Below are 22,198 nucleotides of genomic sequence, written 5' to 3'. Positions count from 1 at the left end.
GCAAGATTCGACCTCGCTAACAAACGCGCCGGACCCACGACGCAAAGGCGATCGACGCCGGCATATGGGAGAATGAAACCATGCTCACGAAGGCCCCGGACGGAAAGATCACCGCGCTGCTCGACGAGCTCGACGCCGCATTGTCGTCGGGTGACATCGAACGCGCGATCGCGCTGTTCCAGAGCGATTGCTACTGGCGCGATCTGGTCACCTTCACCTGGAACATCAAAACCATGGAAGGCAAGGATCAGATCCGCGACATGCTGAAGGCGCGGCTTGCGGACAGCAAACCGTCGGGATGGCGCATTGCCGAGGGCGAAGCTGCGAGCGAGGCCGGCGGCATCATCGAGAGCTGGATCGAGTTCGAGACCGATGTCGCGCGCGGCTATGGTCACCTGCGCATGAAGGATGGACGCATCTGGACCTTGCTCACCACCATGGCCGAGCTCAAGGGACATGAGGAGAAATCCGGCCCCACCCGTCCGCTCGGCGCCAAGCACGGCCATGGCAAGGACCGTAAGAGCTGGCGCGAGGAACGTGACCAGGAAATCACCGAGCTGGGTCATGCAAAACAACCCTATGCGCTGATCATCGGCGGTGGCCAGGGCGGCATCGCGCTTGGCGCGCGGCTGCGGCAATTGAACGTGCCAACCATCATCATCGAGAAGAACGAACGCGCCGGCGATTCCTGGCGCAAGCGATACAAGTCGCTCTGCCTGCACGATCCGGTCTGGTACGACCATCTGCCCTATATCGACTTCCCGAAAAACTGGCCGGTGTTCGCGCCGAAGGACAAGATCGGCGACTGGCTGGAGATGTACACGAAGGTGATGGAGCTCAACTACTGGAGCTCGACCACGGCGAAGTCAGCCAAGTATGACGAGAAGGCCGGGGAATGGACCGTCGTGGTCGAGCGCGACGGCAAGGAGATCACGCTCAAGCCGACGCAGCTCGTGCTGGCGACCGGCATGTCGGGCAAGGCGAATTGGCCCACCTACAGGGGGCAGGACATCTTCACGGGTGAGCAGCAGCATTCCTCGACCCACCCGGGGCCGGAGAAGTATCGCGGCAAGAAGGTGGTGGTGATCGGCTCCAACAACTCCGCCCACGACATTTGCGCGGCGCTGTGGGAAGGTGGTGCCGACGTCACCATGGTGCAGCGCTCATCCACGCATATCGTGAAGTCCGACACGCTGATGGATATCGGACTCGGCGCGCTCTATTCGGAGCAGGCGGTGGCGAGCGGAGTGACCACACGCAAGGCCGACCTGATCTTCGCCTCGCTACCCTACAAGATCATGCATGAATTCCAGATCCCGCTCTACGAGCAGATGCGCGAGCGCGACAAGGATTTCTACGCCGCGCTGGACAAAGTCGGCTTCATGCATGACTGGGGTGACGACGGCTCCGGCCTGTTCATGAAGTACCTGCGCCGCGGCTCGGGCTATTACATCGACGTCGGCGCCTGCGATCTCGTGATCGACGGTTCGATCAAGCTCAAGAGCGGCAAGGGCGCTGCGGTGCGGGAACTGACCGAAACCGGCGTCAGGTTCGTGGACGGCAGCGAACTCCCCGCCGATCTCGTCGTCTATGCCACCGGCTATGGCTCGATGAACGGTTGGGCCGCCGACCTGATCTCGAAGAACGTCGCCGACAAGGTCGGCAAGGTCTGGGGTCTTGGATCCGATACCACCAAGGACCCCGGCCCGTGGGAGGGCGAGCAGCGCAACATGTGGAAGCCGACCCAGCAGGAGGCACTTTGGTTCCACGGCGGCAATCTGCACCAGTCGCGGCATTACTCCCAGTATCTGGCGCTGCAACTGAAGGCGCGGATGGAAGGCATCCCAACCCCGGTCTACGGCTTGCAGAAGGTTCATCACCTCGGTTGATCGACCGGGCGATAACGAGATGTCGGGCGGATCGTCGTGCGATCCGCCCCTCGACAGATCGGATGGAGATCGAACTGTGCCGATCGCCGTCCAGCTTCGGGCCGATGCCTGCGAGACAGCCGGCACCGGTTGCGTTCCCGGTTGACCACGATACTGGCCGGTCTGCCAGCTTCCCGCAGACCGGCCTCGCCTCAATGATGAGCCGACACGCTCTTCATGCATTGGGACAAAAGATCGGCACCGGCAAAGTGGCCTACATCGCCCAGGCTGATCATGCCAACCATCCGCTTGCTCTTGTTGATCACAGGCAGTCTGCGAATCTTCAGCGTTTCCATGTGATGTATAGCTTTCGTCAGATCGTCGTCTTCCCGGCAGCAGTGGATGCCTTCGGTCATCACATCCCGCGCTGTGGTGCGCGCAGAGTTGAAGTCCTTGCTCGCGAGACCTTTGCAGACCAGGTCGCGATCCGTCACCATCCCGATCAGACGATCGTCTTGCCCGATCGGAATGCAGCCGATGTCGTGCCCTTGCATCAATTTCGCGATTTCGGTGATTGGCGTGTCGGGGCTCACCCAATCGACGCCCTTGTGCATCACGTCCTTGACTTTCATGGAGGACCTCCCGTCCAAGGCAGCACCCCCTCGCTCGCAATTATACAACAGAGCTGGCGCGACTGCATGCGTGCTGCGCCCTAAAGCACGATGAAACCGGGTCGAAGCGTTATCGCGCTCGAGCCCCTTGCTTGAGCATGATCTCCGCGCAAGCGCGTTCCTCCCTTGTCTCGGGGAAGAGCCGCTTCGCACCCCTCCGGATCATGCTCCAGTCGGGGCGCACAGATAGATGGTCCCGCTGTCACGCCGCCTCAGTCATGCGCACTGAAGCTGCCATGCAGGGAACCGGCGGTCAGGCGTGCGAATTGCGCACGACCGAGATGAAGCAACGTCTCATGATCGCCGGCTTCGATATAGATCTCGGGCTGCATCCGGATGCTGTCATCAACGATAACGTCGAGCCCGTAGCAGCTACCGGCGGCGGGAACCGCCCCGTGCGCACAGTCCGTGAACAGCCGATCGATCTCGCCTTCAGCGGCCATGGCGATATCGTCACCGAATCTCGCCCTGAGATCCGCCAGCCTGAGGTGATGCGATGCCGGCAGCACGGCGAGCAGGTACCCGTCGTTGCGGCGCAGCACAATGGCCTTGGCCAAGCGATCGCCCGAGACGTGACAAGCCTGGGCGGTAAGGGCTGACGACATCGTCAGTACGTGCGGGATTTCGTCGTACTCGATGTTTTCTGCAGCGAGATAATTGTGCAGTTTGGGAGAAATGGTCATGGCGTCACCTCCGGTGCGACATGCAACCATCCACCGTGGTCCTGCCCGCCGCACGATGAGCGGCTGCGTGGTTCTCAAGACAGAACATAGGTCTTGTCGCAGGACACTGCAATTCGATCCCTAACGGGGGCGCCGCGCCAAGTTCAAGTTCCGGGCCTTGTCCAGATTGCGGGCCTCGGCCAGCGCCGCCGCGCTCGGCAACAGGGCCGACGCAAGGTCGGCCTCGGTGAAATCTGCGCCGGCGACATTGGCGTCGGATAGGTCGGCTCCCGCAAGGTCAGCTCTATGGAGGCTGCAGTTCGCCAAGTTGGCATTCTGCAGTTGCGCAAATTCGAGATCGGCGCGCGAGAGATTGGCGCCGCTCAAATCCGCGTTCCGCAGATCGGCGGATTTGAGCACGCCACGCATCAGGCCCATCGATTGGTTGCGCATATCAGCGCTCAGATCGGCGCCCGCAAGCCTGGCCCCGATCAGGCTGGCACCGGAAAGATCGGCGGTTATCCGAGCGCCGCTCAAGTCGGCGCCGCCAAGCTTGGCGCGTTGCATCTGCGTGCCGAGCAGCGATGCCTTGACGAGGGACGCCCCCGTCAAGTCTGCGTCGATCAGCCAGGCCTGGTTCAAGATAGCCCGATCGAAGCGGGCGCCTTTCAGATTGGTCTGGTTGAGCTTTACGAGATGAAGGTTGCCGCCGGAGAAGTCGAGGCCCGAGAGATCGAGGTGCGACAGTCGCTTTCCATCCAAATCTGCAGTGCGTCCGTCCCCTTGAGGGATCGACTTGAGGAGCGCATCGACCTCGGCGCGCGTCATCTCCGACGCCGTCATTTCCGGACTGTTGAGGTCGACACTCCGCAGCATGTCCTGCGACACGGCGTCAGTCGAATCAACCAGCAGCGCCGCTATCGACACAAAGGCAAATGCGAGACGAAACGACATCGCCGTCTCTCCGCCGCTCAGAAACCCGGTATTGTCTCTTGTATTCTCCGGGTTGGCCGCGCCGTCAGGTTAGCTGGCCGGCTCCGGCCTGTGCCAGAGTATGAAACCGGATATCGATCCTGGCAATGCCAGTGACCGTCCGAGGGAGGCTGCCCGCAAGCGCAAAGTGCCAGATTTCGGTCCGAAGAGGCGCGACGCGGCATCTGCTCCGCGATAGCTCTTACGACGATGCCTACATAACGAGACTCACAGGGGCGGGCGCACGAACGTCCGTCCAAAGTCGCCGAACGCGCCATCGACCGCTGACCTCTCGAGCCGATCGTCGCTCCAGCCGAGCCATTCCGCAAACACCTCGCCTGTGTGTTCGCCGAGCATCGGCGGCGGCGTGGAAGGTGGCGGCGGTTCGTCGCCGAACCGCGTCGGCCTCGCGATGAACTTCACATCTCCCGCCGCCGGATGGCTGATGGTCTGGACCATTCCCCGCTGCGTGAGCTGCGGCGTTTCGCAGACCTCGCCGACCGACTTGATCGCGCCGCACGGAATGCCCGCCGCGCCGAGCGCCTGCAGCCAGTCGGCGCGACTTCGCCGGGCAAAAATCGGCGAAAGGATCGCGACGAGCTCGTTGCGGCTCGCCGCACGCTTCGGAGCGGTTGCGAAGCGGATGTCCTCGCGCAGCTCCGGACGGCCGACGACGCCGCAAAACGCCGCCCAGAACTTGTCGTTCGCGACTCCGACATTGATCCAGCCGTCACTCGCCTCGAACGGTTCATACGGGCTGATGGTCGGATGGACATTGCCGCGGCGCTTCGGGCTTTGTCCCGAGGCGAAGTACATGCCGGCGTTGAACGTCAGCAGCGATGCCATGGCGTCGAGCATGGAGACGTCGACCCGGCCACCCTCGCCGGTGCGGTTCTTCCGCATCAGGGCGGCCAGCACCGAATGCGACGCATAGAGGCCCGTGACGAGGTCGGCGATCGACGTGCCGACCTTGGTCGGCGGTCCATCTCGATCACCAGTGATGTCCATCACGCCGGATTCGCCCTGTAGGATCAGATCGTAGCCGGGGCGCGCGGCGTCGGCGCCGGTGCGACCGAATCCCGAGATGCTGCACAGGATGATGTCGGCCTTTCGGGCGCGCAGCGCGTTCGAAGCCGAGCCCCCATTTGTCCAGGGTGCCGGGCGGAAGTTCTCGATGACGACGTCTGCGACGGATGCAAGATCGAGCACCGCGTCGCGCCCGGCCGGCGACTTCAGATCGATGGCGCAACTTCGCTTGTTGCGGTTCACCGACAGAAAATACGCACTCTCGCCGCCGACGAAGGGAGGTCCGTAACGGCGGCTTTCGTCGCCTTGACGCGGATCCTCGATCTTGACGATGTCGGCGCCGAGATCGCCGAGCTGCATCGTGGCAAACGGGCCGGAGACCACCCGGCAGAGGTCGAGGACCCTGATGCCCGACAGCGGCTCGCGATCAGACGATCGCATCGGCGAGGTCCTTCATCGACGGCACCAGGATGTCGGGCTGGTGCGGCGTGATGCCGAACGGGCGGCTGCGCCGATCGATGAAGGCCGTCCGCATGCCGGCGGACTTGGCGCCGATGCAGTCGAAGGCGTGATTGGCCACGAACAGCACCTGCGCGGGCTTCACGCCCATGATCTCGGCCGCTTTGGTATAGGTCGCGACATGCGGCTTGAACGAATTGGCTTCGGCCACCGAGATCACCCGATCGAACGGGACCTTGTGGTACTGCTTCGCGGTCTCGAGCATGTCCGGATCGCCGTTCGAGAGCACGACGAGCTTGTACTTGCGTTGCAGCCGCGCGAGCGCGTCCGGCACCTCCGGAAACGGCACCAGCTTCTCGATCTCGCCCACGAGGTAACGCACATCGTCCATCGTATAGTCGATCTTGGCGCGGTCCATGACGTGGGCAACCGCGCGGTGCCCGATCTCGCGATAGGGCGTGTGCTCGCGATGCAGCAGCGCATCGATCATCGAGTTCTCGAAATGCGTGCGACGCCACCACGTGACGAAGGAATTCGGATCGCCCTTCCAGCCCTTCTTCTCGAGGAACGGCGCCGCGATCCTGGTCAGGCCGCCCTGCATGTCGACGACCGTGCCGTACTGGTCGAACATGCAGATCTTCACGTCGCGCTTGATCGTCTCAAAGCTCATCGGTGCCTCCTTGGTCCTGATCGATTGATACGCGCTGCGCCATCATGGATGAAATGGATTTGTTATCTCTCGTCATTCACGATATGAATGATGGATGAACCTTCGATCCATCGACCTCAATCTGCTCGTCGCGCTGGACGCATTGCTGACCGAGCGTCACGTCACCAAGGCGGCAGACTGCGTCGGCCTCAGCCAACCCGCGATGAGCAATGCGCTTAACCGGCTGCGCGCGATGTTTAAGGACGAACTCCTGGTGCGGACCACAACCGGGATGAAGCCGACGCCCCGCGCCACCGAACTGGCGGAGCCGCTGCGCCAGGTTCTGCGCCAGGTCGAGCGCGTGATGGCGAGCGACGCCGGCTTCGATCCAGACCGGACCGAACGCACCTTCACGATCAGGATGTCGGACATTCTCGCGTGCCTGCTGCTGCCGCGACTCGCCGCAGCGCGGCCGCCGGAGGGGCGGATCTCCTACAACACGATCCATCTGCCGCCCGCCCTGACGATCGATGCGCTCGAGCGGGACGAGATCGACGTCGCGGTGAGCATGGGGCTCGAGCATTCCGCATCGATCCGTTCGGAAACGCTGCTGCGAGACCGCATGGTCTGCCTGATGCGACGCGGACACCAGATCAAGCGCGCACGGCTGACCTTTGAGCGCTTCATCGCGCAGGAGCACATGAAGGTCTCGATGAGCCCGACCGATCTTCGCTTCGTCGACGACGTGCTCGCCGAACGCGGCCATCGAAGACGCATTGCCCTGAACGTGCCGCATTGGCTGGTCGTGCCTCACGTCTTGAAGAAGACCGATCTGCTCGCGGTGATGCCGAGGCACCTCGCGACCGTGCTGATGGACGACGATCTGAGGATGGAGGAACTGCCGTTCGAGTCCGCGCCGTTCGACTGGATGTTGTACTGGCACCGCAGATACGATCAGAGCAACGCCAACGGCTGGCTCCGCGACCGGATCAGGGCGGCGTGCTCCGACCTGAACTAGGCGCCGAGGTCCGCCGGCCTCCGCGCCATGGGCGATTGACGTGCTGCCTCGGCGTCCGTGACGGCCGATGCGTCCTCTAAAGAGCGCCCCTTGGTCTCGAAACCGAACACGAGGAAGACCACGGCCTGGAAGACGAGGATGCCGGCCAGGGTCGTCAGCACGCCGGTCGGCCCCTGCCAGGCGAAGATCGCAACCACGACGTATTGAACCAGCGCGGTCGCGATGCGTCCGGATGTGGCGCAGATCGCCGTGCCGCGAAGCCGATACCGCGTCGGATACAGTTCGGGGACGTGCATCGCGAACCCGGTCGCCAGCATCATGTAGATCGCCGTGATCAGCAGGAAGCCCACACCCGCGAGCGCAACACCATCCGGCATGTATGGATAGGCGATACCGAGCGCCGCTGCCGCAATCGACGAACAGACGATCGACAGCCTGCGTCCGAGCCGGTCCGCCAGCACGAGCCCGATCAGCGATCCGACCGGGCCGCCCAGCGCCATCACCGTGGTGTAGCCCAGCGAGGAAACCACGCTGTGGCCGCCCTTGACCATGAAGGTCGGCAGCCAGCCGATGAACCCGTAGAGGCTGAAGCCGACGACAATGTGCAACAGGCTGCCGAGCAGCGTGCGCGCGAGATACGGAGGCTGAAACAGACGCCAGACCGCGCCGGGAGACTCCTGCGCCGGCCCGCGGCCAGCGACGGCAGGCAGTGTCGCCTTGCGCGCGGCCTCGGCTTCGATCGCCGACAGGATCTTCTCGGCTTCATCGGCGCGTCCATTGGCGGCGAGCCAGCGCGGCGATTCCGGCATCGACTTGCGCAGAATCCGAGACGACCATTGCAAGACAACCGACAAGGCCGAACATGTAGCGCCATCCAAGCGTCGGGATCACCCACAGGCCAACCATCGACGAGACGAACAGCGAGAAATTGGTGATCACCGCCAGCAGTCCGATCCAGCGCCCACGCGAGGAAGCCGGCACGAATTCCGTCAACGTCGCATAGCCGACCACGATCTCCGCGCCGAGGCCAATGCCGATGATGAAACGCAGGCCGATCAGGACAATCATGTTCGGCGCGAAGGCCGCGGCGATCGAGGCGAGGCCAAAGATCGCGAGGTTCATCTGGTAGGAGAAGCGGCGACCGAAGCGGTCGCCGAGGATACCGGAGAACCACGCGCCGATCGTCATCCCGACAAAAGTCGCGGAGACGAATGCGGCGTTGAGCTCGAGCGTCGACCATCCTTCCTTGAGCACGGCGCCCAGCACGCCGCCGGCCAGATAGATATCGAACGCGTCGAGGAACATGCCGGCCCCGATAAGGGCCAGGATGCGCCAGTGGAATCCGCAGATCGGTAGCCTGTCGAGGCGCGCGCCCGCGTTGATGTCGATGTCGGCGGATCGCGCCATGCCAAACCTCCCTGCCCGGCCTTTGGCAGCCGGGTGCTCCGGGCACCGATTGATGACGCGCAGGGGGGCGTCGTCCAATTCAAATCGAAAATTCGACTATTTGGCGCAGTGATGAAGCTGACGAGACCGCGTGATTGCGTTCCATCCTGACACCGAGCTGACTTGCATTCGTCGTCGTTAACGATCCCGCCGTTGCTCGATCTCGAAATCACGGTGTCAGCACAAACATTCACAACGGGTTCATGTCGCCGCCACTATTCGACTCCAACGCTGGGGGAAGAAGATTGGAGTATGTGCAATGCGCCGCATCGCCGGACTGCCTTTCGCCCTGGCTCTCAGCCTCTGCTGTCTTTCACCGCCACACGCTGCGCGCGCGCAGCTTGCCGTCGGCATCACCGTCGATGCGGCGCCGCCGCCATTGCCGGTCTATGTCCAGCCGCCGATCCCCGCGCCCGGCTACATCTGGACTCCGGGCTATTGGGCATGGAACGACGACACTGGTTACTACTGGGTACCCGGCACATGGGTGCTTCCGCCGGCGCCTGAATTGCTGTGGACACCCGGCTATTGGGGCTGGAGCGACGGCGCCTACGCCTTCCACGCCGGATATTGGGGCGCGACCGTCGGCTTCTACGGCGGCATCTCTTATGGCTTCGGCTACACCGGCGTCGGCTATGAGGGCGGCTACTGGCGCGGCGGCAGCTTCTTCTACAACAGTTCCGTCAACAACATGTCGAACGTCTCGGTCACCAACGTCTACAACAAGACCGTCGTCAACAACACGACCAACGTCAGCTACAACGGCGGCACCGGCGGCACCACGGTGAAGCCGACGCCGCAGCAGCTCGCGGCCCAGAGCGGGCACCACGTGGCCGCGACCGGCGAGCAGACGCGACACGCGGAAGCGGCGATGAAGAATCCGGCGCTGACGCTCGCCAACAACCATGGTCATCCGGCGGTCGCCGCGACCGCGCACGCAGCACGGTTCAGCGGCGCCGGCGTGGTGGCCGCGCGCCCGGGCAAGCCGATCGCAGCGCCGCCGCCCCGGCATGCGCAACCCACGGCAGGACACGCCCCGCCCACGGGAAATGCCGTGCCGCCAGGACATGCCCTGCCGAGCGGAAACGCTTTGCCGGCAACGCACGCCCTGCCGGCAGGAAACGCCTTGCCGACGGCACACGCTCCTCCGACAGGAAGCGCTCCGCCGGCGGGCCATGCTCTACCGACAGCGCACGCGCTGCCGACGGGGCATGCTCTGCCGACAGCACACGCTCAGCCCGCCTCAAGCAACCATCCCGCACCGGCGCCGCATGTCGGCGCGCCGGCCGCGCATGCACCCCAGCCGCAGTTCGCACAACATGCGCCGCCTCCGGCACGCCCGGTCGCGCATCCGCCAGCGCCGCGCGTCGCGCAGGCGGCCGTGCACCGTCCTCCGCCGCCCCGATCCGCGGCGCCGCATGTGTCACAGCCGGCTCCGCGGCCTCATGCTGCGCCGCGTCAAGCGTCGAGGCCGCGTCCGGCGCCACACCAGCACCAATGATCCGGCTGATCGGCGTGCCTGCAAGGGCACGCCGATTTCGCATGAGAGCCGACCGCGGGCAAAACGGCGCGCGATGCAACCATCACTCGTGGACTTTTGGGCGCGAAGCGCGTCGTCAAGCCAGCGCTTCAGCCGCACAGCTGATCCCGTCGTAGATCTCCTCGAGATCCGCCTCTGTGACGCAGTAGGGCGGCATGACGTAGATCGTGTTGCCGAGCGGCCGCAGCAGCAAATTGCGGCGTTCGAAGAAGGCCTGAAGCTTTGGGCCGATGCCGGCGAGATAGCCCGCATCGCTTGCCTTCAGATCAAGTGCGGTGATGGTCCCGGTGCGGCGGACGTTCTCGAAGCGCGCGTCGGCGTGGAACGCGGCGATCAGGCGCTCCTGCATCGCAGCCACCACGGCTGTGTGCGCGCCCGCGCCGTGTTGCCAGAGCTCGAGGTTTGCTTTTGCAGCGGCGCAGGCGATCGGATTCGCCGTGTAGGAGCTGGAATGGAAGAAGGTGCGCGAACGATCGCTGGAATAATGCGCGTCGTAGATCTCCGCACGGCACAGCGTCACCGCGAGCGGCAGCGAACCGCCGGTGAGGCCCTTCGAATAGCAGGCGATATCCGGCGCGATGTCGGCCTGCTCGCACGCGAACAATGTGCCGGTGCGGCCCCAGCCGGTCATCACCTCGTCGGCAATGAGCAGCACATCGTGGGCTTCGCAGATCCGCTTCATTTCCTTCAACACCCAGGGCGGATACATCAGCATCCCGCCGGCGCCCAGGATCAGCGGCTCGACAATGAACGCGGCCGCGGTTTCCGCGTTGCACGCGGCCTCGAGCGCATCGAGCGTCGCCTGCTCATGGCCGGCCGCCGGAAACGGGATCGACGCGACGTCGAACAGCAGCGGCTCGTAAGCCTTGTTGAAGACGCCGCGCGCGCCGACCGACATCGTTCCGACCGTGTCGCCATGGTAGGAGTTTTCCATTACGATGATCTGCGTGCGCGTCGCGCCGATATTGTGCCAGTAGCCGAGCGCCATCTTCAGCGCCACCTCGACGCTGGTTGAGCGAGAGTCGGAGAAGAACACGTAATCGAGCCCATCGGGCGCCAGCTTCAACAGCTGCGCGGCGACCTGCTCGGCCGGATCGTGGGTATGGCCCGCGAAGATGATCTGGTTGAGCTGCTCCGCCTGGTCCTGGATCGCGCGTACGATGTGCGGATGGCAATGGCCGTGGGTCACGACCCACCAGGATGCGATCGCATCGATGATGCGGCGATCATCCGCGGTGTAGAGATAGGCGCCCTCCCCACGCACGATCCTCGTCATCTCGCCGTGCAGCGCGTGCTGGGTGAACGGGTGCCAGATCGGCGACTTCCGAGCGGATGTCATGGATTGAAATCTTCCCGCCGGAACGACGCCTTGAACGCTGCCTGCAGCGTGTCTGCCGCAAGCGGAGCAAGCCAGGGCAACCGGCCTAGCCGGCGCACCTGCCCGATCTCGCAGATCGCGCGCTCGCTCTCGGGATTGCTCTCGCCGATGAATGCGATCCCGTGAATGTCGATCCCGCGCGTGCGCAGCGCCTCGACCGACAACAGCGAGTGATTGATGGTGCCGAGCGCGGTGCGGGCGCACAGCACGACCGGAAGGCGCCATCGCGCGAAGATATCGATATAGAGCGTGTTGCCGTCGAGAGGCACCATCAGCCCGCCGGCGCCCTCGATCACCAGCGGACGGTCCCCGGCATCGGGCACGCCGAGCGCGGCAGCGTCGATGCGCACGCCGTCGAGTGCGGCAGACCGATGCGGCGAAGCCGGCGTTCGAAGCCGGTAACGCTCCGGCACGATGCGATCCGCCGGAAGCCCGCCAAGCCGCGCCACCAGTTGGGCATCGGTTTCCTCCTCGAGGCCGGCCTGAACCGGCTTCCAGTAGCGCGCGCCGAGGAAGCCGGCGAGGCCCGCGGAGAACATCGTCTTCCCGATCCCGGTATCGGTGCCGGTGATCACGATCCGGCTCGTCATCGCGACCAGCCTTTGGTCTCGTCGACCAGCGCGTCGAGCAGCGCGCGCACGTCGTCCTCATCGACATTAAGGGTCAGCGCAATCCGCAACCGGGCAGAGCCTGCCGGCACGGTCGGCGGCCTGATGCCTCTGATATCGAAGCCGCGCGCCTGCAGCGCAGACGCCAGCTGCATCGCACGCGCATTGTCGCCGACGATATAGGGCACGATCTGCGAGCGCGACGGGCTGCGCCAACCGCGCAGGTCGAGCTCGCGATGCGTGAACGCGACCAGTTTTGCCAGGCGCTGCTGATGCACGGGCTCCTGCTGCAGGATCAGCAGCGCCTCGCGCACGGCGACGGCCACAAGTGGCGACGGTGCAGTGGCGAAGATGAACGGGCGGCAGCGATTGACCATGAAGTCGCGCAGCACGGTCGAAGCGGTGACCAGCGCGCCGGCGGCGCCCAGCGCCTTGCCGCAGGTATGAACGATCACGAGGTTCTCGCGCCCCTCATAGGACGCCGTCAGTCCACGCCCCTGCTCGCCATAGACGCCGGTGCCGTGCGCCTCGTCCACCATCAGGAACGCGTCGTGCCGGTCCGCGATGGCGACGAGGTCGTCAAGCGGCGCGACATCGCCATCCATGCTGTAGACGCTTTCGACCACGATCCAGACCCGGCCCGTGCCGCCCTCGGCGCGCCAGCCGCGAATGGTGTCTTCGACCGACTGGGGATCATTGTGCGCGCTGATCCGGAATTCGGCCCGGCCGGCCCGCGCGCCTTCATGGATGCTGGCGTGCACGAGAGAATCGAGCACCAGGAGATCGCCGCGCTGCGGCAGCGTCGTCAGCACGGCGAAATTGGCGACATAGCCGCCGCCGAAGAACAGCGCCGTCTCGGCTCCAAAGAACGCGGCGGCTTCGGCCTCTAGCCGTTCGTGCTCCTCGCAATTGCCGCGCAGCAGCCGCGACCCACCGGCGCCGATCGGTGTGCCGGCCTCGAGCGCGGCCGAGACCGCATTCTTGATGCGCGGCGCGTTCGCGAGCGCCAGATAGTCGTTCGAGACGAAATCGATGCCCGCGCGCGGCTTGAGACCGCGCAGCCGATCGTCCTTGCTCAGGGCGTGCAAGGCCGCGGCGTAATCAGCGACCTTGGCCGCATGGATTGCGCTCATGCTTCTCTCAGATTTGTAGTTGGTCGCGGCGAATCCCGCCGCGCGCGTGCCGGAGCTGCGCTCAGGCGAGGGCGGAGTTGATGCCGAGCCGGTCCAGCAGATCGGCGTCGCGATCGCGCTGCGGGTTCCTGGTGGTCAGCAGCACATCGCCGATGAAGATCGAATTCGCGCCGGCGAGGAAGCACATCGCCTGCAGCTCGTCGGTCATGTATTGCCGTCCGGCCGACAGCCGCACCACGCTCTTCGGCATCATGATCCGCGCAGTGGCAACCAGACGCACCAGCGCGATCGGATCGGGCCGTTCCGCGGTGTCGTTGACCGGAACGCCCTTGACCTCGTTCCACAGATTGATCGGCACGCTCTCCGGATGGCTGGGAAGATTGGCAAGCAGCATCAGCATGCCGAGCCGGTCATCGACCTGTTCACCCATGCCGATAATGCCGCCGCAGCAGACCTTGATGCCGGCGTCGCGCACATGCGCGAGCGTATCGATGCGATCCTGCAGGGTGCGGGTGGTGATGATCTTGTCGTAGAACTCGGGCGAGGTGTCGACGTTGTGGTTGTAGAAATCGAGGCCGGCGTCGGAGAGACGCTCGGCCTGCTTTGGCGTCAGCATGCCGAGCGTGACGCAGGTTTCCATGCCGAGGCCCTTCACCGCGCTGACCATGTCGCAGACCTGATCGAGATCGCGGTCCTTCGGACTGCGCCAGGCCGCGGCCATGCAGAAGCGGGTTGCGCCGGCATCCTTGGCGCGCTGCGCGACCGCGACAACTTCATCCCGCGGCATCAGGCGGGTGGCCTTCAAGCCGGTGTCGTAATGCGCGCTTTGCGAGCAGTAGCCGCAGTCTTCCGGGCAGCCGCCGGTCTTGATGCTGAGCAGGCTCGCGGTTTCGACATGGTTCGGATTGAAGTTGGCGCGATGCACACCTTGCGCCTGAAACATCAGATCCGCGAACGGCAGGTCATAGAGCGCTTCAGCCTCGGCACGGTCCCAGGTTTTGCGGGGCGCTGCGCTGGTGCGGCTGTCGGTCCGTTCGATTTCCACGACATCAACCATAGGGCTTGCTTTCTCGTTTGCTGTAGATCATAGATAATCTCACATATCACATATTATCTATGATATGTGGACTTAGAACGATGCTAGCCGAGCCCGAACGCGCGCGCACCCGTTTTTATGATAGATAATCTATGACTAACGGAGGCGCGAACACGACCACGGCGGGGCGCATCGCCGAAGCGATCGGCGAGCGCATCATCAGCGGCGAATTGCTGCCGGACGCGCCGCTGCGGCAGGACCATGTCGCGCGCGAATTCCATTCGAGCCACGTCCCGGTGCGCGAGGCGTTCAGGCAATTGGAGGCGCAGCATCTCGTTGTTGCGGTGCCGCGACGCGGGGTGCGGGTCGCGCCGCTCGACACCAGGTCGGTGAAGGAAATCGCCGAGATGCGCGCCGCGCTCGAGGTGGTCGCGTTGCGCAACGCCGCTCCCAGGCTCACATCGGCGCATCTGGCACGGATCGAGCTCGCCATGATCGAGGGCGACAATGCCGAGACGGTGCAGGATTTCGAGATGGCCAATCGCGCCTTTCATCATGCGCTGGTGGCGCCGTGCGCGATGCCGCGGCTGCTTGCCAGCCTCGACGGCCTGCAGCTTGCGAATTCGCGACTGGTGTTCGCGATGGCGCGCAACGCCGGCTGGCGGCCGCGGCCGAGCCAGGATCATCGCGTGATCCTGCAGGCGCTACGCGCACGCAACATCGAACAGGCCTGCAGCCTGCTGGCGCGGCATATTCAAACCATCGAGCGGCTTGCCCTGCCGGCGGCGTGATCAAGCGCGATGGGCTTGAGCGGAATCGGTCCAGAGGAGGATTTGCTGCACCTCTCCCGCTTGCGGGGGAGGGAGCAGGCCGTCTTTGCGGCCGACATCTAATCCCATCACTCTCTAAGCGATCGCGACGATCTCCAGTTCCTGATCGCCCGAGCCTGCGACGTCGCCCAGGGCTTTGCCCATCAGCGACCTCGCCACCGGCGAGACGAAGGAAATCGAGCCTGCCTTTGGATCGGCTTCGTCCTCGCCGACAATGCGATAGGTCTGCACCCGCCCGTCGGCGCGGCTGAAAGTTACCGTGCTGCCGAAGGCAACAGTTTCGGTGGAAGCAGGGTCAGGCACGACCTGCGCGGTGCGGAGCCGCTCCGTGAGATAGCGCGCGTCGCGCAACGGAACCGCCGACTGCCGCCGCCGTTCGTTGACGTCGTCGAGCTGTTGGGCGGCCTCAAGGGCCTCGCGTGCCGCCTGGAGCTCACGCTCCAGCGCCTTGCGTCCTGCTTCGGTCACCAGGTTGGGATGCGGCGAAATGGGGCGGTCCGGCAACAGCGTTTCGGACGCGGACTCGGCACTTTCTTCCTTGGTGAAGGCAACGCTCAATCCAGAACTCCATCGATGAGGCCAGCAGCATAGACCCGCCCCACGCGCCTCCCTAATGCGCGAAGGGATTAGGCAGGATCTAATGCGAGGCAGGCTGTTCCGCCTTGCTCCGTCTGCCGAAGCGGTTCTTTACATCCTCGCGCCAGCCCTGGAAGGTGACGAACAGCATCGGCACCAGGAAGATGCCGACCGAGCTTGCGGCGAGCATGCCGCCGAACACTGCGGTGCCGACCGCACGGCGGCTGATTTCCGCGGCACCGGTCGCGACCACCAGCGGCACCAGGCCGAGGATGAAGGCAATTGATGTCATCATGACGGCGCGGAAGCGCATTTGCGCGCCCATCGTCGCGGCTTCCGCGATCGGCTTGCCGGCCTCGCGCTGCTCCTTGGCGAACTCGACGATCAGGATGCCGTTCTTGGCGGCGAGCGCGATCAGCACCACGAGGCCGATCTGGCCGTAGAGATCGAGGTTGAGACCCGCGAGCTTGATCGCAAGATAGGAACCGAACACGCCGACCGTGACCGACAGCAGTACGGGAATCGGGATCGTCCAGCTCTCATACAGCGCGACCAGGAACAGATAGGCAAACAGCACCGCGAGCCCGAGGATGATGCCGGTCTGGCCGGAGGCCGCCTGCTCCTGATAGGCCGTGCCGGTCCACTCGTAGGAATAGCCGGAAGGCAGCGTCGACTTGGAGAGGTCGGCCATCGTCGCGATCGCGGTGCCCGAGGACACGCCCGCCGCCGGGCTGCCGTTCACGGTGACCGAACGATAATTGTTGTAGCGCGTGATCACCTGCGGTCCGGTCACGATGCGCAGGCTTGCGATCGAGCGGATCGGCACCATCTCGCCGCCGCTGTTGCGCACATAGATCTGCCAGATGTCGGGGATGTCGCGGCGGTTGGCCGCGTCGCCCTGTACATTGACCTGCCAGGTGCGGCCAAACAGGTTGAAATTGTTGACGTAGATGCCGCCGAGCGTGGCCTGCAGCGCGGTGAAGACGTCGGCCATGTTGAGGCCGAGCGCCTGCGCCTTGGCGCGATCGATATCGAGAAAGACGGACGGGTTGGTCGCGGTGAAGGTCGAGAACACGCGGGCCAGATTTGGATTGCGGTTCGCCGCGCCGATCAGCCCACCCATCACGCTGCTGAGCGAAGCCGGATCCTGCCCTTCCAGCGCCTCGAGCTGATATTCGAACCCGCCGGAGGTCGAAAGCCCGATGATCGGCGGCAAGTTGAATGGCAGCACCGAGGCCTGACGGATCTGCGATCCCCCGACGAAGGTCTGCCCGATCGCAGCCTGCACCGAGTCGGTGACAGCCTTGCGATCGGCGAACGCCTTCATGCGCGCCACCATGAATGCCGAATTCGGCTCGCTGGCACCGTCGAGCAGCGAGAAACCGATGATCGACAGCACATGGTCGATCGCCGGATTCTTCTTCAACAGCGCCTCGACCTGCTTGGTGACCTCGCTGGTGCGTGCCACCGACGCGCCGTCGGGCAATTGCACCGCGATGAAGAAGGCGCCCTGATCCTCCTCGGGCAGGAAGCCGGTCGGCGTGATCTTCGACACGCCGAACACCGCGCCGGCAAACACCAGCACCGCGACCAGCGACAGCACCGCCACACGAACCAGCCGTTGCACCACGCCGGCGTAGCGGTCGCGCACCCAGTCGATGCTGCCGAGCACCCGTCCCATGATGCCGCGGCGCGGCCCGCCGTGGCGCAGGAACACGGCGCACAGTGCCGGCGACAAGGTCAGCGCATTCAGCGCCGAGATCACCATCGCGGCGCTGATCGTCACCGCGAACTGGCGGAACAGCGTGCCGGAAATGCCCGGGATGAACGCGATCGGCACGAACACCGAGAGCAGCACCAGCGAGATCGCGATGATCGGCGCCGTGATCTGCGCCATCGCCTTCTTGGTGGCGTCGGCCGGCGACAGCTCGGGCTCCTCCTCCATGACGCGCTCGACGTTCTCGACCACGACGATGGCGTCGTCGACCACGATGCCGATCGCCAGCACCATCGCCAGCAGCGAGACCGTATTGGCGGAATAGCCGAGCGCCAACAGCACCGCGAAGGCACCGATCAGGCTGACCGGAACCGCGACCGCGGGGATCACCGTGGCGCGCAGATTGCCGAGGAACAGGAACACCACGATCACGACGAGCACGAAGGCCTCGCCGAGCGTCTTCATCACCTCCTTGATCGTATCGGAGACGAAGGTGGTGGAATCGTACTGCACGAGATAGGTCAGCCCCGGCGGAAACCGCTCCGACAGCCGCGCAAGCGTGGCCTGCACCGCCTTGGCCGTGGTCACCGCATTGGCGCCGGGCGCGAGATAGATGCCCATCGGCACGCCGGGATTGCCGTCGATCCGCGACTCCGAATCCATGTTCTGCGCGCCGATCTCGACGCGGGCAACGTCCCTGATCCGCAGCACCGATCCATCCGGATTGGCCCGCAGCACGATGTCGCCGAACTGCTTGGATGTCGTCAGGCGGCCCTGCGTCTGCACGTTGAACTGGAACTGCTGGTCATTGCTGATCGGACGCGCCCCGATGCGGCCGACCGGCGCCTGCACGCTTTGCGCCCGGATCGCGGCGATCACGTCCGACGGCGCGAGATTGAGGCTGGTCAGGCGCTGGGTGTCGAACCAGATCCGCATCGAATAGTTCAACTTCGCGAACAGCGAGGCCTGTCCGACACCAGGCGTGCGCGAGATCGCGTCCAGCACGTTGATGATGGCGTAGTTGGTGATGAACAGCGGATCCTGATCACCGCTCTTGCTGTACAGCACGATGAATTGCAGCACCGCCGAGGATTTCTTCTGCACGGTCAGGCCCTGCGCCTGCACCTCGGTCGGCAATTGCGCGAGCGCACTCTGCACGCGGTTGTTGACGTTGACGGTGTTGATATCAGGATCGGTGCCGAGCGCGAACGAGACCGTCAGCGTGTAGCTGCCGTCATTGCCGCTGGTCGACTTCATGTAGAGCATCTTGTCGACGCCCACGACCTGCGCTTCCAGCGGCTGGGCGACGCTCGATTCCACCACTTCAGCCGATGCGCCGGGGAACACGGCGGAGACCGTGACCTGCGGCGGCACGATGTCCGGGAACTGCGCGACCGGAATCTGCATCAGCGCCAGCGCGCCCGCGATCGTGATCACGAACGCGATGACGATCGCAAGCCGCGGACGATCGACGAAGACGGCAGAAATCATGGGTTATTGCCCGTCGATTTCGGCGCACCGCTCGCGCCGCCTTCCGCCGAAACCTTCATGCTCGACTGGATCAGCGCGCTGACGGGCCCCGGCGCCACCACCTCACCCGGCTTGACCTTCTGCAACCCCTCGACGACGACCTTGTCGCCGAGCGAGATGCCGCTCGTCACCGCCGCAATCGTTGCGGTCGATTGCCCAAGCTGGATCCGCCTTTGCTCGGCCTTGTTGTCCGTGCCGACGACATAAACATATTCGCCCTGCTGGTCCGACAGCACCGCCGAACGCGGGATCGCGAGCACCTCGACCGGCTGGCACGCCTTCGAGGAGAACGGTCACGAACTCGTTGTCGGTGAGTTCGCGGACCGAGCCGCCGGCCGCGACGGAGGTGTAGGTTGACGGGTTGGGGATGACGCCGCGCAGGGAGATGGTATCGGTGTTCTGCGCGATCGTGTTGTTGACGAAGTTCAGCTCGCCGGTCTTGTCGTAGAGCCGGCCGTCCGGCAACCGCAGGCGGATGACGACGGCTTTGAAGCCGCCGCGCGTCGCATAACGATCGCGCAGATCGAGCGCCTCGCGCACCGGCACGGGAAAGGTGACATACATCGGGTCCTGGCTGACGATGGTCGTCAGGATTCCCGAGCTCGGCGTCACGACGTTGCCCTCGGTGACCGCGGTGCGTCCGATCCTGCCGTCGATCGGCGAGTGGATCATGGTGTAGTCGAGATTGATCTGGGACAGGTCGACCTGCGCCTGCGCAGCCTGCACCTGTGCCTCGAGGCTCTGCTGGTTGGCGACCGCCGCATCAACATTGGATTGCTGGCCGGCCGGGCCGCCCATCAAAGCCTTGGCGCGATCGGTGGTCAGCTTGGCGTTGACCAGCGTCGCCTGCAATTGGGCGACCTGCGCCTTCTTCGATGCGAGATCGGCCTCGAACGGACCGCGCTCGAGTTGATACAAGAGATCACCGGCCTTGACCTCGGCGCCCTCGACGAAGTTCCGCTTGTCCAGAAACGCCGTCACGCGCGCCACCACGTTGACGCGGTTGGGGGCCTCGATGCGTCCCAGAAACTCATTGGTTTCGGTGATCGGCCGCTTTACCGCCTCGAACACGCCCACAGCAGGAGGCCCGGGCGGCCCCGCCTGGGCATGGGCCGCCGATACTCCCGCCGCCATTAGTCCCGCCGATACGAGAAGCCCTGCCAAGCCACCGAGCATGCGTTCCGTACCACTCATGCAGTCCAACCCTTCGGCTACCAACAGACGCTACGAGACGGATATGACGTCGAGTTCCCTCAGACCCGAAGGTCAGGATGGGCAGGTGCGTTGCAGCAGATCATAACGCGGCCAATCCGACAATGCTGTAACTCGGCCGCGATCGTTGCGCCGATCCCGACGACAGCCAGCTTTCAAGAGCGCTGCAATGCCACCATGACACAGCCATTGCGGCCGCACGGACCGGCTCAGTGCATGCCGCCGGCGCCGAAAGCTCCCGCAACGTGATCCACACGAGAGCACCCTCGGTACCCTCGAGGTCAGACTGCGCTCACAACGCGATGGCGTTCTTCAAGCGAGAGGTGTCTTGATAGGCTGGCGACGCCAGATGTTCGGATAGCCACGGCCGCGCGCGCTTGCCGCTGACCTCGTGCACACCGTCGAAGATGTCCATGTCGATCAAATGCGGATGGCCTGACGATGCGTAGATCGACTGCATTTGAGAAAACTTTTCATCCCGCCCAAGTTCCAGCGCGTTTGCACCGTCACGGCTCCCGATCTCGACGAACAGCGGACACGGGCAGAGCAAGTACGCCAGCTCCGCGCCGGCGTACTTGGCGCGGCCGTTGCTGAAATGAATGTAAGCCGCAAGTTCGACGCCGAGATTCCTGGTGATCACGGATGACATCAGGAACTTCTTCTCGTCGCGCATATATCCGGACACGACAGTCGGCCGCATCTGCCCCGTCGCGGCTTCCAGATGCAGCGCGAGAAAGGCGCCCAGGACACCCCGTAGACGCCGACATTCAAACCCGACGCGCCGGTGAGCTTCCTGCAAACGATTTCGCCGGCGTCAAGCGATGCGCATGACACGTTGTGCGCGGAGACACCGTGGGATGCCAGCATCGCGGCGATGTTGTTCTGGCTCTCCTGATTTCCGATCTGGATGATGTAAGGACACCAGACGACGTAGCCGTCCCCACATAGCCGTTTGCCGAGCGCGTTCATGTAGTCCTTGTCGGCATCGTCGAAGCAGCGCTCCGGCGTGCTCGCCATGCCGTGGCCGAGCAGGATCAATCCCTTGAATTCTCCGTCGGGAATTCCAAGACATCCGCGCACCGGCACACCGCATTCCAGATCGAACTCGACCTTCACGACCGAGAAACCATCCGCGGGCGCGCGCCAGTGAACCCGGATCTCGTCGTGCGACGGCCGATAAAGCCGCCGCGCCCGGAACAGGGATCGCATCTCTCCGCGGATCTCCGAACCGGTTGCCACCGCATGCAGCCTTCCGCTTGCCGCGATATCGAACAACGACCGGCAGAACTGATCGTAGCCAAGGGTCGGCAAGTCGACATTCGCGCATGATCCCTGGCAATGGCCCAGCGCCAGCCTGTCGTTGCCAGCCCGCGACGAGGGGCCGACCAGCGTCATCAACAATCCGGAAAGCGCTCTGCGGCTGATCATCGGCCCTCCCCGAGCCGACGATGGCCCGCATGAATGTCAGAGGTGGCCGCTCCAAGCGCGATGAGACCCGGTTTGAATCGTCATCGCGCTTAAGGCCGCCCCTTAGGCATGATCCTTTTCGGAAAACCGCTTCGCACTTTTCCGGATCATGCCCTAGCTGGCGCCACGGATTGCCCGGATACAAATTAAAGGATGTTCATGCTCGAACGATCGCGTGCAGCGTTGCAAATGTGTGACGCCGGCGGGGCTGGCGCAGCGCCAGTCACGCCAATCGGGTTTCGGGATACTTCCGAATATTTCCACCTGTCACGCAGCTTCGATTTTGCCACACGCGGCGATGATCGTCGGGCCCTGATTATCGGGTCTTCATCAAGTCTCTATCGAGTCTCTATCAAGTCTTGGGCCTGCCCCGCCGACCTGGCATCGGCCTTGGAATGCG

19 protein-coding genes and 1 pseudogene are annotated in these 22,198 nt (G+C 64.3%); 4 read left to right on the top strand and 16 right to left on the bottom strand.

The genetic code is table 11. The features are described from left to right. Window positions 1-80: 80 nt before the first annotated feature. Window positions 81-1,889: an NAD(P)/FAD-dependent oxidoreductase gene (locus ACSKB9_RS25620; RefSeq protein WP_438076580.1), complete on the top strand. Its 1,809-nt coding sequence runs from the start codon at window positions 81-83 to the stop codon at window positions 1,887-1,889. A 191-nt stretch (window positions 1,890-2,080) separates the two neighbouring features. On the opposite strand, the gene ACSKB9_RS25615 is transcribed toward ACSKB9_RS25620, so the two are convergent. The 5 genes from ACSKB9_RS25615 to ACSKB9_RS25595 form a co-directional block, all read right to left on the bottom strand. Continuing rightward, window positions 2,081-2,500: a CBS domain-containing protein gene (locus ACSKB9_RS25615; protein WP_057015376.1), complete on the bottom strand. Its 420-nt coding sequence runs from the start codon at window positions 2,498-2,500 to the stop codon at window positions 2,081-2,083. Window positions 2,501-2,751: 251 nt separating this feature from the next. After that, window positions 2,752-3,222, bottom strand: coding sequence for an aminoacyl-tRNA deacylase (locus ACSKB9_RS25610; protein WP_176937234.1), 471 nt, complete (start codon window positions 3,220-3,222; stop codon window positions 2,752-2,754). 120 nt (window positions 3,223-3,342) lie between these two features. Continuing rightward, window positions 3,343-4,155, bottom strand: coding sequence for a pentapeptide repeat-containing protein (locus tag ACSKB9_RS25605; RefSeq protein ID WP_168856595.1), 813 nt, complete (start codon window positions 4,153-4,155; stop codon window positions 3,343-3,345). Window positions 4,156-4,401: 246 nt separating this feature from the next. After that, window positions 4,402-5,640 (bottom strand): CaiB/BaiF CoA transferase family protein, encoded by a 1,239-nt coding sequence (locus ACSKB9_RS25600; protein WP_438076577.1) that lies wholly within the window; start codon window positions 5,638-5,640, stop codon window positions 4,402-4,404. Next, complete coding sequence (locus ACSKB9_RS25595) at window positions 5,627-6,328, bottom strand: haloacid dehalogenase type II (protein WP_438076575.1); 702 nt, start codon at window positions 6,326-6,328, stop codon at window positions 5,627-5,629. Before ACSKB9_RS25595 ends, ACSKB9_RS25600 begins: the two co-directional genes overlap by 14 nt. A 94-nt stretch (window positions 6,329-6,422) precedes the next feature. Here ACSKB9_RS25595 and ACSKB9_RS25590 point away from each other — a divergent pair, with 94 nt between their 5' ends. Further along, window positions 6,423-7,325 carry a LysR family transcriptional regulator gene (locus tag ACSKB9_RS25590; protein WP_438076573.1) on the top strand — a complete coding sequence of 301 codons (903 nt, stop codon included), beginning with the start codon at window positions 6,423-6,425 and terminating at the stop codon, window positions 7,323-7,325. On the opposite strand, the gene ACSKB9_RS25585 is transcribed toward ACSKB9_RS25590, so the two are convergent. Together ACSKB9_RS25585 and ACSKB9_RS25580 are read right to left on the bottom strand one after the other, a co-directional pair. Continuing rightward, the gene (locus ACSKB9_RS25585) at window positions 7,322-8,134 is read right to left on the bottom strand and encodes an MFS transporter (protein ID WP_438076571.1); all 813 of its coding nucleotides are present in this window, start codon (window positions 8,132-8,134) and stop codon (window positions 7,322-7,324) included. The genes ACSKB9_RS25590 and ACSKB9_RS25585 overlap by 4 nt on opposite strands. Then, window positions 8,088-8,732 carry an MFS transporter gene (locus tag ACSKB9_RS25580; RefSeq protein WP_438076569.1) on the bottom strand — a complete coding sequence of 215 codons (645 nt, stop codon included), beginning with the start codon at window positions 8,730-8,732 and terminating at the stop codon, window positions 8,088-8,090. Before ACSKB9_RS25580 ends, ACSKB9_RS25585 begins: the two co-directional genes overlap by 47 nt. Window positions 8,733-9,030: 298 nt before the next feature. Here ACSKB9_RS25580 and ACSKB9_RS25575 point away from each other — a divergent pair, with 298 nt between their 5' ends. Continuing rightward, a complete protein-coding gene (locus tag ACSKB9_RS25575) occupies window positions 9,031-10,272 on the top strand; it encodes a hypothetical protein (RefSeq protein ID WP_438076567.1) in 1,242 nt (413 codons plus the stop codon). Window positions 10,273-10,387: 115 nt separating this feature from the next. Here the strand turns inward: ACSKB9_RS25575 and ACSKB9_RS25570 are convergent, their stop codons facing one another. From ACSKB9_RS25570 to bioB, 4 genes are all read right to left on the bottom strand, one after another. Next, window positions 10,388-11,650 carry an adenosylmethionine--8-amino-7-oxononanoate transaminase gene (locus tag ACSKB9_RS25570; RefSeq protein ID WP_438076565.1) on the bottom strand — a complete coding sequence of 421 codons (1,263 nt, stop codon included), beginning with the start codon at window positions 11,648-11,650 and terminating at the stop codon, window positions 10,388-10,390. Beyond that, window positions 11,647-12,279: a dethiobiotin synthase gene (gene bioD, locus ACSKB9_RS25565; RefSeq protein ID WP_438076563.1), complete on the bottom strand. Its 633-nt coding sequence runs from the start codon at window positions 12,277-12,279 to the stop codon at window positions 11,647-11,649. Before bioD ends, ACSKB9_RS25570 begins: the two co-directional genes overlap by 4 nt. Beyond that, window positions 12,276-13,430, bottom strand: a complete 1,155-nt coding sequence (locus ACSKB9_RS25560) for an 8-amino-7-oxononanoate synthase (protein ID WP_438076561.1) — start codon at window positions 13,428-13,430, stop codon at window positions 12,276-12,278. The genes bioD and ACSKB9_RS25560 overlap by 4 nt, the downstream gene beginning before the upstream one ends. 61 nt (window positions 13,431-13,491) lie before the next feature. Further along, window positions 13,492-14,487, bottom strand: coding sequence for a biotin synthase BioB (gene bioB / locus ACSKB9_RS25555; RefSeq protein WP_438076559.1), 996 nt, complete (start codon window positions 14,485-14,487; stop codon window positions 13,492-13,494). Between the two features lie 131 nt (window positions 14,488-14,618). On the opposite strand from bioB, the gene ACSKB9_RS25550 reads away from it, so the two are divergent. Continuing rightward, the gene (locus tag ACSKB9_RS25550) at window positions 14,619-15,257 is read left to right on the top strand and encodes a GntR family transcriptional regulator (protein WP_438076557.1); all 639 of its coding nucleotides are present in this window, start codon (window positions 14,619-14,621) and stop codon (window positions 15,255-15,257) included. 114 nt (window positions 15,258-15,371) lie between these two features. On the opposite strand, the gene greA is transcribed toward ACSKB9_RS25550, so the two are convergent. The 5 genes and pseudogenes from greA to ACSKB9_RS25525 all read right to left on the bottom strand — a co-directional run bounded on the left by greA (window position 15,372) and on the right by ACSKB9_RS25525 (window position 21,759). Further along, window positions 15,372-15,854 carry a transcription elongation factor GreA gene (gene greA, locus ACSKB9_RS25545; RefSeq protein WP_438076555.1) on the bottom strand — a complete coding sequence of 161 codons (483 nt, stop codon included), beginning with the start codon at window positions 15,852-15,854 and terminating at the stop codon, window positions 15,372-15,374. Window positions 15,855-15,933: 79 nt separating this feature from the next. Next, window positions 15,934-19,080, bottom strand: a complete 3,147-nt coding sequence (locus ACSKB9_RS25540) for an efflux RND transporter permease subunit (protein ID WP_438076553.1) — start codon at window positions 19,078-19,080, stop codon at window positions 15,934-15,936. Then, window positions 19,077-20,253 (bottom strand): annotated as a pseudogene (locus ACSKB9_RS25535) (efflux RND transporter periplasmic adaptor subunit). Before ACSKB9_RS25535 ends, ACSKB9_RS25540 begins: the two are co-directional and overlap by 4 nt. Before the next feature lie 370 nt (window positions 20,254-20,623). Continuing rightward, window positions 20,624-21,004, bottom strand: a complete 381-nt coding sequence (locus tag ACSKB9_RS25530) for a hypothetical protein (protein ID WP_438076551.1) — start codon at window positions 21,002-21,004, stop codon at window positions 20,624-20,626. Continuing rightward, on the bottom strand, window positions 20,980-21,759 hold the full coding sequence (locus ACSKB9_RS25525) for a hypothetical protein (RefSeq protein ID WP_438076549.1): 780 nt from the start codon (window positions 21,757-21,759) through the stop codon (window positions 20,980-20,982). The genes ACSKB9_RS25530 and ACSKB9_RS25525 overlap by 25 nt, the downstream gene beginning before the upstream one ends. Between the last annotated feature and the right edge of the window lie 439 nt (window positions 21,760-22,198).

Source organism: Bradyrhizobium sp. BR 1433, assembly GCF_051547665.1.
Taxonomy (GTDB): domain Bacteria; phylum Pseudomonadota; class Alphaproteobacteria; order Rhizobiales; family Xanthobacteraceae; genus Bradyrhizobium; species Bradyrhizobium australafricanum.
This window is presented reverse-complemented; position numbering and strand designations above follow the sequence as displayed.

Coding starts and splice junctions, on each gene's coding strand:
- ACSKB9_RS25620 (WP_438076580.1), top strand. CDS start 81: ATGCTCACGAAGGCCCCGGACGGAAAGATCACCGCGCTGCTCGACGAG.
- ACSKB9_RS25615 (WP_057015376.1), bottom strand. CDS start 2,500: ATGAAAGTCAAGGACGTGATGCACAAGGGCGTCGATTGGGTGAGCCCC.
- ACSKB9_RS25610 (WP_176937234.1), bottom strand. CDS start 3,222: ATGACCATTTCTCCCAAACTGCACAATTATCTCGCTGCAGAAAACATC.
- ACSKB9_RS25605 (WP_168856595.1), bottom strand. CDS start 4,155: ATGTCGTTTCGTCTCGCATTTGCCTTTGTGTCGATAGCGGCGCTGCTG.
- ACSKB9_RS25600 (WP_438076577.1), bottom strand. CDS start 5,640: ATGCGATCGTCTGATCGCGAGCCGCTGTCGGGCATCAGGGTCCTCGAC.
- ACSKB9_RS25595 (WP_438076575.1), bottom strand. CDS start 6,328: ATGAGCTTTGAGACGATCAAGCGCGACGTGAAGATCTGCATGTTCGAC.
- ACSKB9_RS25590 (WP_438076573.1), top strand. CDS start 6,423: ATGAACCTTCGATCCATCGACCTCAATCTGCTCGTCGCGCTGGACGCA.
- ACSKB9_RS25585 (WP_438076571.1), bottom strand. CDS start 8,134: ATGCCGGAATCGCCGCGCTGGCTCGCCGCCAATGGACGCGCCGATGAA.
- ACSKB9_RS25580 (WP_438076569.1), bottom strand. CDS start 8,732: ATGGCGCGATCCGCCGACATCGACATCAACGCGGGCGCGCGCCTCGAC.
- ACSKB9_RS25575 (WP_438076567.1), top strand. CDS start 9,031: ATGCGCCGCATCGCCGGACTGCCTTTCGCCCTGGCTCTCAGCCTCTGC.
- ACSKB9_RS25570 (WP_438076565.1), bottom strand. CDS start 11,650: ATGACATCCGCTCGGAAGTCGCCGATCTGGCACCCGTTCACCCAGCAC.
- bioD (WP_438076563.1), bottom strand. CDS start 12,279: ATGACGAGCCGGATCGTGATCACCGGCACCGATACCGGGATCGGGAAG.
- ACSKB9_RS25560 (WP_438076561.1), bottom strand. CDS start 13,430: ATGAGCGCAATCCATGCGGCCAAGGTCGCTGATTACGCCGCGGCCTTG.
- bioB (WP_438076559.1), bottom strand. CDS start 14,487: ATGGTTGATGTCGTGGAAATCGAACGGACCGACAGCCGCACCAGCGCA.
- ACSKB9_RS25550 (WP_438076557.1), top strand. CDS start 14,619: ATGACTAACGGAGGCGCGAACACGACCACGGCGGGGCGCATCGCCGAA.
- ACSKB9_RS25540 (WP_438076553.1), bottom strand. CDS start 19,080: ATGATTTCTGCCGTCTTCGTCGATCGTCCGCGGCTTGCGATCGTCATC.
- ACSKB9_RS25530 (WP_438076551.1), bottom strand. CDS start 21,004: ATGCGCGACGAGAAGAAGTTCCTGATGTCATCCGTGATCACCAGGAAT.
- ACSKB9_RS25525 (WP_438076549.1), bottom strand. CDS start 21,759: ATGATCAGCCGCAGAGCGCTTTCCGGATTGTTGATGACGCTGGTCGGC.